This is a genomic window from Enterococcus sp. DIV1316a, assembly GCF_050536915.1.
Classification (GTDB): domain Bacteria; phylum Bacillota; class Bacilli; order Lactobacillales; family Enterococcaceae; genus Enterococcus; species Enterococcus faecalis.
Map to the genome: position 1 here is coordinate 1,900,478 of NZ_CP172913.1, position 13,813 is coordinate 1,914,290.

At 31.4% G+C, this 13,813-nt stretch carries 14 protein-coding genes and 1 pseudogene; 1 reads left to right on the plus strand and 14 read right to left on the minus strand.

Annotation, left to right across the window (positions count from 1 at the left end):
* Nucleotides 1–57: 57 nt before the first annotated feature.
* From rseP to IGL56_RS09070, 6 genes and pseudogenes are all read right to left on the minus strand, one after another.
* Entirely contained in the window at nucleotides 58–1,326 is a 1,269-nt protein-coding gene (gene rseP, locus IGL56_RS09045) for an RIP metalloprotease RseP (RefSeq protein WP_002356779.1), read from the minus strand.
* A gap of 719 nt (nucleotides 1,327–2,045) precedes the next feature.
* Nucleotides 2,046–2,558: an AAA family ATPase gene (locus IGL56_RS09050; protein ID WP_002356778.1), complete on the minus strand. Its 513-nt coding sequence runs from the start codon at nucleotides 2,556–2,558 to the stop codon at nucleotides 2,046–2,048.
* Nucleotides 2,559–2,570: 12 nt separating this feature from the next.
* Complete coding sequence (locus IGL56_RS09055; RefSeq protein ID WP_002356777.1) at nucleotides 2,571–2,939, minus strand: ASCH domain-containing protein; 369 nt, start codon at nucleotides 2,937–2,939, stop codon at nucleotides 2,571–2,573.
* A gap of 27 nt (nucleotides 2,940–2,966) precedes the next feature.
* Nucleotides 2,967–4,037 (minus strand): hypothetical protein, encoded by a 1,071-nt coding sequence (locus IGL56_RS09060; RefSeq protein ID WP_002381584.1) that lies wholly within the window; start codon nucleotides 4,035–4,037, stop codon nucleotides 2,967–2,969.
* 58 nt (nucleotides 4,038–4,095) lie between these two features.
* Nucleotides 4,096–4,932: a hypothetical protein gene (locus IGL56_RS09065; RefSeq protein WP_002356772.1), complete on the minus strand. Its 837-nt coding sequence runs from the start codon at nucleotides 4,930–4,932 to the stop codon at nucleotides 4,096–4,098.
* A 544-nt stretch (nucleotides 4,933–5,476) separates the two neighbouring features.
* Nucleotides 5,477–5,702: pseudogene (locus IGL56_RS09070) on the minus strand (helix-turn-helix domain-containing protein).
* A gap of 103 nt (nucleotides 5,703–5,805) precedes the next feature.
* Between IGL56_RS09070 and IGL56_RS09075 the strand changes: the two are divergent.
* The gene (locus IGL56_RS09075; RefSeq protein WP_225792602.1) at nucleotides 5,806–6,003 is read left to right on the plus strand and encodes a transposase; all 198 of its coding nucleotides are present in this window, start codon (nucleotides 5,806–5,808) and stop codon (nucleotides 6,001–6,003) included.
* Between the two features lie 847 nt (nucleotides 6,004–6,850).
* Here IGL56_RS09075 and IGL56_RS09080 read toward each other — a convergent pair.
* From IGL56_RS09080 to IGL56_RS09115, 8 genes are all read right to left on the minus strand, one after another.
* Complete coding sequence (locus IGL56_RS09080; RefSeq protein ID WP_101698828.1) at nucleotides 6,851–8,326, minus strand: hypothetical protein; 1,476 nt, start codon at nucleotides 8,324–8,326, stop codon at nucleotides 6,851–6,853.
* A 201-nt stretch (nucleotides 8,327–8,527) separates the two neighbouring features.
* The gene (locus IGL56_RS09085) at nucleotides 8,528–9,208 is read right to left on the minus strand and encodes a hypothetical protein (protein WP_101698827.1); all 681 of its coding nucleotides are present in this window, start codon (nucleotides 9,206–9,208) and stop codon (nucleotides 8,528–8,530) included.
* Nucleotides 9,209–9,210: 2 nt separating this feature from the next.
* On the minus strand, nucleotides 9,211–9,540 hold the full coding sequence (locus tag IGL56_RS09090) for a nucleotide pyrophosphohydrolase (protein ID WP_429861323.1): 330 nt from the start codon (nucleotides 9,538–9,540) through the stop codon (nucleotides 9,211–9,213).
* A gap of 12 nt (nucleotides 9,541–9,552) precedes the next feature.
* Nucleotides 9,553–11,217 (minus strand): DNA/RNA helicase domain-containing protein, encoded by a 1,665-nt coding sequence (locus IGL56_RS09095; RefSeq protein WP_429861322.1) that lies wholly within the window; start codon nucleotides 11,215–11,217, stop codon nucleotides 9,553–9,555.
* 524 nt (nucleotides 11,218–11,741) lie between these two features.
* Nucleotides 11,742–12,689: a DUF4767 domain-containing protein gene (locus IGL56_RS09100; RefSeq protein WP_429861321.1), complete on the minus strand. Its 948-nt coding sequence runs from the start codon at nucleotides 12,687–12,689 to the stop codon at nucleotides 11,742–11,744.
* A gap of 4 nt (nucleotides 12,690–12,693) precedes the next feature.
* A complete protein-coding gene (locus IGL56_RS09105; protein WP_429861320.1) occupies nucleotides 12,694–13,194 on the minus strand; it encodes a hypothetical protein in 501 nt (166 codons plus the stop codon).
* Between the two features lie 12 nt (nucleotides 13,195–13,206).
* A complete protein-coding gene (locus IGL56_RS09110) occupies nucleotides 13,207–13,569 on the minus strand; it encodes a zinc-ribbon domain-containing protein (protein ID WP_087664859.1) in 363 nt (120 codons plus the stop codon).
* A complete protein-coding gene (locus IGL56_RS09115; RefSeq protein ID WP_129235120.1) occupies nucleotides 13,559–13,792 on the minus strand; it encodes a helix-turn-helix transcriptional regulator in 234 nt (77 codons plus the stop codon). Before IGL56_RS09115 ends, IGL56_RS09110 begins: the two co-directional genes overlap by 11 nt.
* Nucleotides 13,793–13,813: the final 21 nt, after the last annotated feature.

Genomic DNA, 13,813 nt, shown 5'->3' on the forward strand with positions numbered 1-13,813 from the left:
ATTTTAAAATCAACTATTTTTGATTTCTTTACACACTTTTTTACTTAAGCTTTCTCCTTAAAAGAAAAAGCGTTGAATATCGTTCCAAGTAACTAACACCATTAACACCATGACAAACCCAAAGCCAATTAACGTAATGATGCCTTCTTTTTCAGGACTAATTGGTTTTCCACGTACACCTTCAATAATGTTTAAGACAATTTTCCCGCCATCTAAAGCTGGGATCGGCAACAAATTAATAATCCCTAAGTTCATTGACAACATGGCCATTAAGAATACAACTGTCGTTACCCCAGCATTGGATGCTTCTTGTGATAGTTTAAACATCATGACTGGACCACCTAGTTTGTTTAAACTAAAACCTGTGAATAGTGAGCCGAGTGCTTTAAAAATCTGTGTCGTACTATTCAAAGTATCCTGAATACCACCCATCAATTTTGACGGTAAATCGGTTTTCATATAAGGATAAACGCCGACTTTACCAATCGTTTGTTTTTCCACTTTTTGTTTTTCTGGTGTCACTGTTAGTTGCTCTTCTTTGCCGTTACGCTCAACTACGAACGTTAACGGCTTTTCGGGGTTCTTCTGCACAATGGTTGTAAAATCTTCGTATTTTTTGATTTTTTGATTATTGATCGATAAGACTTTATCGTTTTCTTTCAACCCAGCTTCTGCGGCTGGGCCATTAGGAATCACTTGTCCAATTTGGTTCGTGTTTAAATCAGTGACGCCTCCTTGTAGAAAGACCGCTAACGTAAACAGAATAAACCCTAAGATAAAGTTATTCATGGGTCCCGCAAAGTTCGTCAAAATGCGTTGCGATAATTTCGCTGATTGAAATTGAACGTCAAGTGGCGCAATCCGCACCTCGGTCCCATCACTTTCAATAATCGTTGCATCATGGTCAACTTTATAAACGGTTTCTTCTTCCTCGTTTCCATTGACATAGCCCTTGATGAATAATTCTTTTTCAAGATCAAAATCAACGACTTCCATCGGAATACTATGAGGTAATTGTACTTTTTTACTTGTATTAATTTTAACCACATTACCCACGGCATTTAACTCAACAGATAGAGGCATACCTGGTGTGATTTCTGTCATGTCTTCGCCCATCCCAGCCATTCGCACATAGCCACCAATTGGCAATAAGCGAATCGTATAAGTGGTGCCATCTTTTCCACGATGCGCAAAAATCTTTGGTCCCATTCCGATTGCAAACTCACGAACTAAAATACCCGCTCGTTTTGCAAAATAAAAGTGGCCAAATTCATGTACGAGGACAAGAATACCGAAGACAATAATGAATGTGATAATTGTTTTCATAGATGTCCTTCTTCCTTCATTCACTGACGTTCAGTGCTTTTTATTATTACATGGGAAAGTCTCGTAAAACTTGCTCTGTTCCCTTCCCGATAAACCAGTGCAACTGTTTACTGAGAACAGTCACCACTGTTAGTGAACAAATCTTTCCTTATGTAAGACAAGTTTTATTTTAGCATATTCACTCATAAATAACCATTGGACTTGACCACTTCGCCTAGATATTTTGTGTTTTTTTAGAAAATCCGTTAATTTGAGAACGTTGCTTTAAAAATTCAATAAGAATGTGGTTTGTTTAGCTCGTTATAGAAAAAATATAAGCTATAGTTGATTGGTTCTAATAGAAATAACTTTGAATAGACAAGGAAATTTCTTATTTGTTTTTTGCAAGGCAGAACGGTAGTTGTTAAAGAAAGAAACCAGCGTTAGACGCTGGTTTCTTGAAGTATGTTGTTGGTTTGAGGTTTTAGTCGACTGAACCTTTCATTTGAGAATCGTTGTGTTACTAGACATCAATGCCTGTTATATCAACAACTCAGAAGGAGTGCGTTAATAATTCTAATCACTAAATCTCAATAAAAGTTTTCCAAATGGCATTCAAAAATATGTTTGTGTGGGGCATATAGGAAAGGAAACTCTAGTCATCAAAGTTCACTTATCCTTATTATTAAAGTGAAAACGCCAAACTCAAAATTTAAATTAACTGCATTGCACATTAGAAGCTATTTATACTCCCATATTTCTCGGCTTTCGTCCCATAAAAATATCTCATATTTTGCTGCAAGTTTATTAGAGTACTCTATTGCTTTAGCCTCCTCTTTGTCTTGAGCCTCTTCAATCAATTCTGGTGTAATCCATGTATATTTGTCTCTTTCTACAAGTCGCTCATAAATAATCTCAGGAGAGGCTTTTAAAAATAGAAAATGTTTAATATTCATACTTTTAAGAATGTTTGAATCAACAAACTCCATATTTCTCGACCTATTAAATAAAGTAATATGTCCATCAAATAGAACTAGTTCTTCATTAACAAAGTAATCTGTAGCTTTAAGCAACATCTCTTGATTGTTTTCTATATTGTCAATTTGCTTGTCCTTAAATACTAACCCACTATATTTTTTGATTAAATCACTACATGTATACTTTGCATAATTATGAAAGGGTTCATAGTTTTTAATAAAAGTAGATTTCCCTACTCCGTGAACACCACATACAAAAATCCTATTTAAACTCATAATCACACATCACTAAACATACACAAAAGATTGTGGGGCTACTTTTATTCCAAAATCTTTCAAATCAATAGGGGAAATATATTTAATTACATTTTTAAGTTTATATGCTACTGCAAGATCCCTGTTATCAAAATACTCTACATAAAACTCTTTTTCAACACCAGAAAATTTTTTTGTCTCCTTCCATACCTTCTCTGGATTATCTATAATTATGTCTTCGACTTCAGCCTCACCGATCACTTTGCAAACTGGTGATGTAGAATATATGATAATTTTATTAGGATTTCTTTTTGCTATTACTCTTCTAAACTCAAATTTTTTTTCTCCAGTCATTATTTTATCAACAAATTTGGGATGAATGGATAGTAAAATAGTAGACACTCTTATCCGCTCCTTTTTAAATCTATTCTATTTTACAATAATTCCCTCTGAATATCTAGATTTTTCTATTATCGAAAACGCAAAAGAAGGCGGAATTAAATCAATACCTCTTGGAGCTTCAATATTATTTTCTCTCATATACCCAAGATTAACAGCACGATAATCAAGTTTGCCAAAATATACAAATTCCAAAAATTTATACCGGTTCATCGGATTCCTGATTTGTGCCATTTCCTTTTCATCAAGCACACATCGATTTAATAATTTTTCCAATTCAATACTCCGCAATTGATTAGTATCACCATAACCTGAAACAACGCCAATCGAAGTAATCACCGATTGATAATGCGCCGGACTAGCATTAGAATGATCTCTAGTTCTATAGAAAAAGATTACATCTCCATTTCTTGGTTGATGTGCCCATAAATTTTTCCCAAAATAAACTTTTTTTAATGCATTTCCTGCTTTATTATTATTAGTATAATTGGAATTGTCTTCAGTGTTAAGAATTGCATCTGGTAAGAGCCTAGTATGATACTCTGGTTTTATAGGTAACAAATAGTAATTTTTCCCAACGGTATTAAGAATTGGGTATCCTTCATAATCATTTTTCTCATAAACATTAATCTTTCTTGTAAAAACTAATTCTCCTGTTTCTGAAATTTTAGTTTCCTGTTTAAAACCAAATTTTATAAAGTAACTAATTAGTAACTCATGATGAGGGAAAATAGTAACATAAATTTCCTTAAAATCATTCTTAATAGCATTTTCAAATATAACTTTGAAGAATCTTTCTCCCATATAATAACCATTTTCACTAATTTTAAAGGTTCCTATTTTCAATCTTCTTCTTGGCTCAAACGGGGTTTCCATTTCGCTATAGTCTTCTTCCTCAGTCTCTTCTTTTAAGTATAAGAGTCCTTGAATGTTTCCTTCAATATCTGAGTGTGTGTACACTTCTTTATCGGCCTTTTTAACGAACCACTCTTGAAAACCTTTATAATCATTTTTTAAACTAACAAAGAAATCGTCATCTACTCTACAATCTTTAAACTTTCTTTTTTTTATGGATAGAACTTCATAGTTAATTAAATCCAAAAAAATCCCTCCTTTTAGAAAAAGTACGATACTTACTAGCAAACTGATAACAAAAACATTACTTGTAGGAAATTTCTATATTAGGAACTTTTTCTAATTCTTTTATAAAGTCAGTAAGTTTCCCTATTGGCAAAGCTATTATATTTCCTTCGTTTCCTTCACTACTAATCTCATCAAACGTTTTTTTTGAAAACAATAAATCTTCAGACTTATATTTTTTTAAGAGTTCCCCATACTTTAAATATGACTCGAAAAGACCGTCAGCATAATAGGCTAAAATATTTATATAAATTGTATACATTAAGCTCCTCATTGTAGATATAAAAGGATACAAGTTTATCTCATCAGCCATTTCTTCAATATCTTTCCTTACAGTATTCCACTTCTTCCACTTTAATAATTCTCTTCTATCGATATATATATTAGTTTTGTTCGAACCAATTCTACAGATAGAAAACGGCATCTCATTATGAATGATATAATTTCTAAGTCGCATTAAAAATCTATAAGTTAATTCTTTATCATATATATTGGAAAAAAGAGTCCTAAATTTTTGAGCCTGAACAGCATTACATTTAGAAAAATACTCTACTTTTTCCACTAATAACTTAATTGATGTGCAATAATTTAAAATTAATTTATTGGCGGTACGTAACACTTCATGAGTTGATTTCTGATTATTGACAAGACATTCTTTTAAATTATCATAGGTAAGAAATTCAAGTAGTTCTGTATTTATTTCTTCAGTTATTTCATATACTGATCTAATTTGCTGAAGCGGATACAGAATATCAAAAATACTTAAAATTTCTTTCAATTCTGAGTCAGTAATTCCACATACTAAAGTCGCATTCCTGACATTCAAATCTTCCCAGGATTTATTATCATTGGACATATAACCACCTACTTTCTTTAAATTTATATCAGAAAATTCAGTATTTATATAACTCTAAAAAAATCTATAAATGACTACGATAACCAAAACGATTAAACATTCTCAAAACTGTTTTTTTTACACTCTAAATACATTATTTTTAATGTCTATTTCACATTTTTATAATCTTTCACAACTTATTATACTAGATTTCAAAAAAAAAATCTTGTTTATCATAATATTTATTAGATTTTCCGATATACTAAAATTTCTATTTTAAAGATACTTTATAAATTATTCATCCCATGTTATTTTCATATTAATTAGAATCAATACAAACTAATGATTTTTTTTGACATATATCCCCTATCACCGATTGTCATCGACAGCGAGCCTCATTGGTTACGATAACTAGCGGGCTGTAAGTTAATGCTGCCCTCCAATATCATATCCAAGCTCATTATGGAGGAATCGCTGCACCAATCTAGCGTTGCGTAGCAATCAATTTGTTTCTCTCTTTACTGGAAAATCAACACCTCTACCTTACCTTGATTTATCAATAATATTATTTCTTACTTAACTTCAAAATCTTCGAGATATCATCATCTCCAAAGCATCTACAGTCCGTTCAATATGCTCTAAGTAAATTTTCTGTTACCATTAGTAAAATTATTTAAATTTGAAGGCTCTATTCCTGATAAATGTGCAAGTTCTCTTAGAGACATATTTCTTTCTACTAGTAAATTATTTATTAAGACTTCAACTTTTATTCCATTATTATCATTAACCATCTAACTCCCTCCAGTATCATAAAAATATGTTGTCTGTATGAACATGACATAGTTGAATGCTTTTAAAACAACCTTGCCAACCGTTTGTCAGATTTCTGGAGCCATGCGCTTTATCATTTTAAATGGCAACCAAGATACGTACGTACCTTGTGTTTCTCTAGTGAAGAAATGCTTTCCTAACGCGAAGCTCATCATTGATTGCTTCCATATCGTTCATCACATCGGTCGGACCTTTCGAAATCATCGAATCATTTGGACAAAACGCCTATCCAAAAGTTCAAGTTTAGCTGAAAAACGATAAGGAAAACACCTCAAAAAATATTGGAAGTTATTACAAAAATATCAAGAAAATTTGGATAGTTTAAACTGCTGTTGGCGCCCTTCGTTTAAAACTTATTTAACCGAAACAGCGCTTGTGGACAGATTACTTTTCTACAGCATTGAGTTAACACAAGACGTTGTTGTATAAAGACTTTTTGTATGCCATTCATAAACGAAATCCAACGTATTTTGATACCAAACACAGATTCATCATGCATTAAATTATTCCTATTCGAATGTTCAAAAAGGACAAACCATACAAACCAAATAAAAAAATCCAGAGGATTTTCTCCTCTGGATTCGACATGATTCTACAATCTCTCTTTACCAGCATTGTTTGACAGAAAACGTTTTACCCCACACTGCCTTCCATATTGGAATCGACTTCTCAATCAGTGTCATGCATTGTCAAATTAAACAATTAAGATGATTCATAGTAGTTCAATGAGTCAATAATTATAATTGATTGTCAAATTAAGATGGTCAAAATCTGGTCAATTTTGTATATGTTATTGGGAGCAATACTTAATGTAAAGTCAGTCTGCTAAGATTGACTTTTTTTATTAACTTGAAAATCTTTTCCCATGTAAATTTTTGGCGTAAAATTATTTTCCAATACAGTCAAAGTATTCTGTTAATATATCTGTCTGATAATCCAATACGCCCTTTATTTTCTTTTTCTTGTAGTCTTCATACATTTCTTGTGGGCTACTAAAAATAACTTCATCTTCATCTTCAAAAACAAAACCTTGGCATAAGACAACTCTTAACTTTTTATCAACATTTCTGTAATTAAACTATTTAATATTCTTAAATCAACTTATTCACTAGGATAAAATTATATTCTTAGTTAATAAATTTAACATTTTTTCTTGAGGTAAATTAGTATCTCTATCAAATTCTTCTTTCAAAGAATTTAGAACATTGATAAAATCTTTGTCTTGCAAAGGAACAATCAAATTTTTATTGTCATCATAATAATCTGAACATCTTTTAAATAAAGCCTTTTCATTATTACAATCTCTAAATACCATGAATCCCATTTTTCCACGATTAGGTGAGAAACGTCCATTTAATTGATCAAGCTCTGGATTAGCAATGTCTTTCGTATAATTTTTACATTCTACAAATATATATCCTGAAGGAATATCCTTCACAGTAGAAAGGTTAAAGAAATAGCCATTTTCAGCAGCATTATCATAAACTAAATCTATGCGTTTTCTTCCATCATGAATTTCTAGCTCTTTTACTGGATTTATGAGGTTGGGATAAAAAAGAAAAGTCATTGTAGCAATTATATGTTCATGAAATCTGTTAGCATCTTTAGCTCCTTTTCCTATTTTACTAAAACCATCAATTAAATTATCGATTATCCGCAAGTAAAAATCGTCACTATAATTATTTATAATTTCTTCATTTGTTAATGAAGCTATTTTCATTTTTGTATTATTCTTAAAGTCATCATAAAACTCTGGATGATCACTGGTAAAATTTCTTAAAAATTCTTTTCTGTAAGCACCATATTTAGAGGCTACATCTTCTTTGTTTATTGTCCTTTTTATATTACCATCTTTCAATTTCTTCTCATTTACTAAACTTGTATTCATCCGAAGTTCTTCACTAACTAAAAAATTCAAAACAAAATGCCTTGCATATTGAGCAGAATCATATACATAGCCTTTTTTTCTGCATACCACAGATTTTGGAACTAACAAAATAGGTTTATCATTAATTACAAGCATATCTTCGTAACTGTTAACCCAATCTCTTTTCTGTATATCCCAGTATTCCCTAGTGGCTATTGACTTGGTGAGCTCTATTCCATGAAGAGTGCATTGATCTTGAGTGTACTGAATTAAATGCTTTCTAATAATATTGGTGGTTAAATCAGAAATTTTATCATGAGATATGTTGTCAACAAATATTTTTATGTCATTAACATGTGAGATAAGCCCGTTATCCATTGCTCCACTTTCAACAATATATTCAAACAGTTTTGTTGCATCATTGTCTCCAAGACTTTTTCCTAGTGTTCCAGATTTTGATAATCCTAAACATGTTTCATTTGGCTCTGAAAATCTAAAATTTCTCCTTGCTTCTTCTATTTTTTTATCTCTAAATAGATTCAACATATATTGGAAAAAGTTTTCAAGAGTTCTATGTGCTGATATAGACCATCTGTCAGTTTTGATTGAAAGGAAGTACGGATCTAAAAATAAAGGCATATCATTTTCAGTATCGATATCTACAAAATCAAGTTCATTTTGCGTTCTCCCTAGTCCATATATTTCACTTATCTTCATAAAACTACCTCTTCTCTAATTATTCTCTATCTAGGTTGATTGCAAAACATATGTTCATATATCAAACACATCCGTAAACTAATCTAGATAGCCCAACTTCTTACTCAATATTAAAATGAAGCCTTCATTCTTGTGATTTCAAAATAAAAAAACTATAAATGTTTTATGAAATAAAAACATTATTTTTTATATAACCGTTAATTAGTTTTGATTAATCATTGCTATTATCGGCTGAACCGCTGGAGCTATCGTAACTATAGCAGCTAGCAATTCTATAGCACTAATCCCTTTTTCTTTTATCACTTTTCCAAATCCTTTCTTCATTATTTTTTTATCTACCGAGCTTAATTCACTAATTTGAGCTTTCATATTTTCTACTAATTTGTCTTGACTTATGTTTTCATCTAATGAAATAACCAATTCAATAAAGTATTCCACTCTAATTTGTAGTAATTTAGAATTGAGTTGCCTCTCTATAAATAGTCCTCTTTGTTCAATATGATTTTCAATTTCAATTTGTAAATTAGGGTCTGGTATATTCATTATTATTTTTTTAGTTTGCTCATCATATTGAGCAAAACTTATTAAATTTAAAAATTGTTCTTTCCAATTATAATTCTGTTCAGGATACACAAGTTCTTTTTTTATTTTGAGATTTCTTACTCTGCTTTGCGTTATACCCAACTCTTTACTTAAAAGATAATCTGAATCCGCATTGAAATCACCACTTTTTTTTCTTTTAAGTTTATTTTGATAGAAAAATTTGAACATTAGTAAATCCATCTCAGATTTTGATGTTAAACCAAAATTTTTTCGATAGTACTTTTCGCATATCTCGTCAAAATACTTTATTTTTTCTTCTTCTGAAAATTCACTATTCATAATTATTCAACACTCCTCTTTTTATTAGTACCTTTACTCTTTTCTATAGTATACTTCTCACCATTCTTCTTAATCTTATTCTTTATAATCTCTTCAACACTCAGACCTAAATCATCAGCTAACATCAAGCAATAAATCATCACGTCAGCAATCTCATCTTTAATATTTTCTAAATCATCGGCTATTGCTTCTTCACTCGACTTCCATTGAAAGTTTTCCAGTAATTCTGAAGCTTCAAGAGAAACTGATAATGCTAGGTCTTTAGCATTATGAAATTGTCTCCAGTCCCTGTCATCTCTAAACTGATTAATTTTTTTTATTAAGTCCTCCATAATCTATCCCTCCTATAATCCCACTCGTTCTTTAACTAGTTTCTCTACATTTTTATCTTCAAAGTAAACAGCACAACCATCAATACCTCTTGAAAGTAGTACATAATAAATATTTAATATATACTCTGTTAATTCAGATAAATTAAATCCCTCTTTTAAAGGTGTCCCGCCGATATCTTTGTAGTTTTCTGGAACCGCCACAATTTTTCCATCTTTTACTGTTATATCATTGCCTACTATAACTCCGGAATAGTTTAGATCATATCCTTGAATTGCATGTATTGAACCTATTTCCTTTTCTGAGTTTGGTTTCTTTACCCAATCTTCATAAGTAGAGTTCCATCTTTTTTGTATACCATCTATATTCCAATCGTATGGCAATTCTTCAAATTTTTTACCTTTATTTTCTTTTTTCCCAGTATTTGATACCCACTCTCTGCAGTAACCAGCAATCAGTCTATTGGTCGTTTCTGGATAAGCGTGAGAATAATCATCAACATAGTCAATAACTTCTTTAAAAGTGGCTACAATTTTAAAATAGTCATCTTTAAAAACTTTAGAATTAAAACTTTTGTCATTACTTAATTGAAAACCGTATAATATGCCTTTTAAAAAATCTTCTCCTGAGAAATCTCTATCTCCTCCGATTCTAAACTGTTGCATTAAACGAACTTTTTTATAATCACTCGTAAGGCTTCTTATTTCTGCAGGTCTAATATTCTGAGGTTTAATACCTTGATATGGATCATATAACAGAACTAATCCATCTGTTAGTTTTTCAAGAAGAGTGATCTCATCATCACCTTCATCAAGATGTCTTCTTGCATTCGGATGTCCTTTTCTATAGTATTTTTTCAATTTATGAGCTTCATCTACAATAATAATATCGTATTTTTGCTCATTTTTCTTTGCATCCATTATTAGTTGAGAACCTGTTTTTACTATTAATCTATTGTTCAGACCGATCGACTTAAATATCAAATTAAATTGTTTAGTTAAATTTCCTGTTGTTATCAAACCTATTCTTAAATCAGGATACACTTCAGCTAAGGAAAAAGCTAAGTTTGTAAATAGAACTGACTTACCAGAACCTGCTGGTGCTTCAATTAAGTATTTTTTTGTTATGTTTTTTTCAATTTCATCAACTATTTCTTTTTGCTTAAATGATAGCTGTTTAAAAGGAGAGTACTTAAACAGAAGTCTTTCTCTTAACTCTTCAACATTAGGATTATCTACTAACCCCAGTGTATACAATTCATTATTCCATAATTTATTAAAAACTTCTGTTAATATTTCTTCCTTATTTTTATATACCAACTCAGTTTGTCCATTATTTCCATTAGCTAATACAAATTTTGTCATATCAGATTCAGCAATCATATAGTTCAATATTAATGATTCCAAATCCAGAATGGACGATTTATCAAATAGACTGGAGTATATGACTAAGCAATTTGTATAATCTCTATAATCCACTTTCGGATTGCTTTCAATCAGATGCTCATAGTGTCTTCTATTGAAGCCATTAGTCTCTCCAACATAAATTTTTTTAGTTTTAAGATTATAGTAAATATAGGTGACTGGATTATTCTCTAATACATTAACATGAATTTTTTCCAATTTATTCGATATTTCCCCATTTTTAAGTATTAAATTCATGACTCTGTAACTTGACATTTTATTCACTCCAATTGTTAATTTCCTATCTATAATAAATTGTATCATACTAAGCATAAGATATATAATTAATTATTTAAGTGTATTAGATAAAAAATAGAAGTGACCTATCTCTATATTAAAATATCTCCTAAAGCCCTAATTCATGAGTAGCTTATTCTGCATCTACTCAATCAATTAACAATAAAAACTTATAGATATTAAACATTATACAAATATTTCATATGAGTATTACAACCTGAAATAATTGTAGATCTGTTTCATCTGCAATAACTGCCACAACTATGTAGTACTTTTTAAGGATTTTCAGCCAAAAACTATTTTCCGTTTCATTTATATATGAAACGCAGAAACCCTATTATATCAATGTTTATAAAGCCGTGTTTCATTTCGTTTCATGTATCAAAATTTATTAACCTTTTGCAAAAGTCAAAAAAAGAGTACCCTAAGTGAGCACTGTAGCTCATTTAAAGGGTACCCTTAGTACGGTCAAATAACAACGGGGTGGGGGTTCTCTATCCTATTCATTCAATTCCTTGTATCATTCTACCAAAGATATGATTAGCTTGAATTGGTTGTCCATCAATTAGGGTAAGGGTGTACTCCGTTTCCAGTGGCTCTTTTAAGCTTACTGTTATCCCCTCTCCCACCTTCTGCTGAACAGATAGGCTAATTGCTTTCAGATGTTCAATTGCTTCTGATATAGATTGCTTATCATTTGGAATAGACTCATCAACATAATAACTAATCCTTGTACCATTGCCACCATTTTCAGTCGTTAGATAGCCTTTATAAGGCAATTGATCATAGTTGCTGATAAAGTAACTGAGCTGTTCATCTTGGGTAAAATTTGATTTGACATCATCAAAAGCTACACTACTATTCACAATATTACTAAAACCATCTCTAAGCTCTTTATTCTCCGTTTCTTTAAAGTATAAATAATTATTCGGATTGCCTTGATTCTGACTAGTTACTAACACTTTGGGTACTCCCGAATTAATAGTAAAGAAGTAAACATGCTTCGATAAATGATCTTGTGCCTCCGCATCCGAATAAACAGCTACTAAAGAATAACCTGATTCTTCTTCACCACTTTCTGACCAGTTTAAAACTATTGGCGTGTTACCAATAACCGCCTGCCACTTATTGTTATTCAGAACCGAGTCAGGGAGTTGCAAACCGTATAAATCAACATTATTATGTGGACTATATTGTTTATACGTCTGATTCATTGTTTGTCCCCAAGTATTCATAAAGTCATTAAGCTTTTTATCCTTATCAGCCTTCCATAACATCTCCTCAACTATCTTATCTTCTGTTGAAGAATTACTGACAGAGCTCTCTTTTACAGAACTAAGACTGTCAGATGTTTCACTAAAGGTAGATGAGCTAGGTAGTTCTTTTTTATTTTGACAGGATGCCATCAAAATAGTGGTTAGTAGAGCTAATAACACCAATACTTTTTTCATTCTGTTACTCCCTATCAAATTTATCTGGATTTCTTTCTATATAAGCAGTGTAAGGCATAGATGCAACAGAAACAAGCCTTTGTCCTTCTTGAATTGTTTCTATATCATATTTCAATATACCCGTTCTAATTCTATCCATCCCCTTGTAGAGTGTTTCATGGGAATCCTTAATTTCTTGTGGTAAAGTACTGGGAGGTTTGATACCATCAAGCTTTTTCATCTGTTTGCTTAAATAGTCCGCAGTATCCTTTAGACTATCATCTGAATCTACATCTGTCTGTTTAATTTTCTCGTCACAACCAGCAAATATGTTCGAAACTTCTTGTATATATTCTTTTTCTGTCATACTCCCTGAGCTAAAAATCATTGAAAAACAACCTAATAATAGCAAGCCTCCCACTATCAGTATTATTCTTCTATCTTTTGGATGATGATGCGTTTTGAGAAGTTTTCTTATTGCAATTGCGAAAAAAACAAGACCTATTCCACCTAATATTTTTGCCATCTTTTGACCTCCTCAGTATCCAGATGATAAGCCCAGAAGTGTTCCTAGAATACCACCTGCAACTCCTGCAATCATTAAAATAGTCCCATGCTTTTCATCATGCTCTCTATACAAATATCCCATAATAACTCCAATAGCACCAAATAATACAGGAATAAATAGGAGTGAGATGGCAACTGAAATCCACCCAGCAATCTTATACAGATTTCCACTTTGCTTTCCCTTACTAATCTGGATTTTAACTTCACTGAGCGATTTTTCTATCTTAGGGCTTATTTGTTCTGTGTATAACTCCTTATTTTCCTGAGATGCGCCACAAGATGGGCAAAACTTTGCTGATTCCTCCATTTGACTTCCACAATTTCTACAATACATTTGTTTTTTCCTCCCTATTTATACTAAAAATATCATAAAAGAGCTCATCCATATCAACTTCTAACACTTGCGATAATAGCTTCATTTGGTAAGGTTTAGGTACTGTCCTACCAGTTTCCCATGAGCTAATTGACTGCTGAGTGACAGACATCTTCTCAGCTATTTCAATTTGAGAATACCCTTTTGCTTCTCTATACAAACTAAGTCTTCTTTTCTCTTTCATAATCTTCTTCCTCCTCACAAA

Coding starts and splice junctions, on each gene's coding strand:
- IGL56_RS09115 (WP_129235120.1), bottom strand. CDS start 13,792: ATGAAAGAGAAAAGAAGACTTAGTTTGTATAGAGAAGCAAAAGGGTAT.
- IGL56_RS09075 (WP_225792602.1), top strand. CDS start 5,806: ATGCGCTTTATCATTTTAAATGGCAACCAAGATACGTACGTACCTTGT.
- rseP (WP_002356779.1), bottom strand. CDS start 1,326: ATGAAAACAATTATCACATTCATTATTGTCTTCGGTATTCTTGTCCTC.
- IGL56_RS09090 (WP_429861323.1), bottom strand. CDS start 9,540: ATGGAGGACTTAATAAAAAAAATTAATCAGTTTAGAGATGACAGGGAC.
- IGL56_RS09105 (WP_429861320.1), bottom strand. CDS start 13,194: ATGGCAAAAATATTAGGTGGAATAGGTCTTGTTTTTTTCGCAATTGCA.
- IGL56_RS09110 (WP_087664859.1), bottom strand. CDS start 13,569: ATGTATTGTAGAAATTGTGGAAGTCAAATGGAGGAATCAGCAAAGTTT.
- IGL56_RS09100 (WP_429861321.1), bottom strand. CDS start 12,689: ATGAAAAAAGTATTGGTGTTATTAGCTCTACTAACCACTATTTTGATG.
- IGL56_RS09050 (WP_002356778.1), bottom strand. CDS start 2,558: ATGAGTTTAAATAGGATTTTTGTATGTGGTGTTCACGGAGTAGGGAAA.
- IGL56_RS09085 (WP_101698827.1), bottom strand. CDS start 9,208: ATGAATAGTGAATTTTCAGAAGAAGAAAAAATAAAGTATTTTGACGAG.
- IGL56_RS09065 (WP_002356772.1), bottom strand. CDS start 4,932: ATGTCCAATGATAATAAATCCTGGGAAGATTTGAATGTCAGGAATGCG.
- IGL56_RS09095 (WP_429861322.1), bottom strand. CDS start 11,217: ATGTCAAGTTACAGAGTCATGAATTTAATACTTAAAAATGGGGAAATA.
- IGL56_RS09080 (WP_101698828.1), bottom strand. CDS start 8,326: ATGAAGATAAGTGAAATATATGGACTAGGGAGAACGCAAAATGAACTT.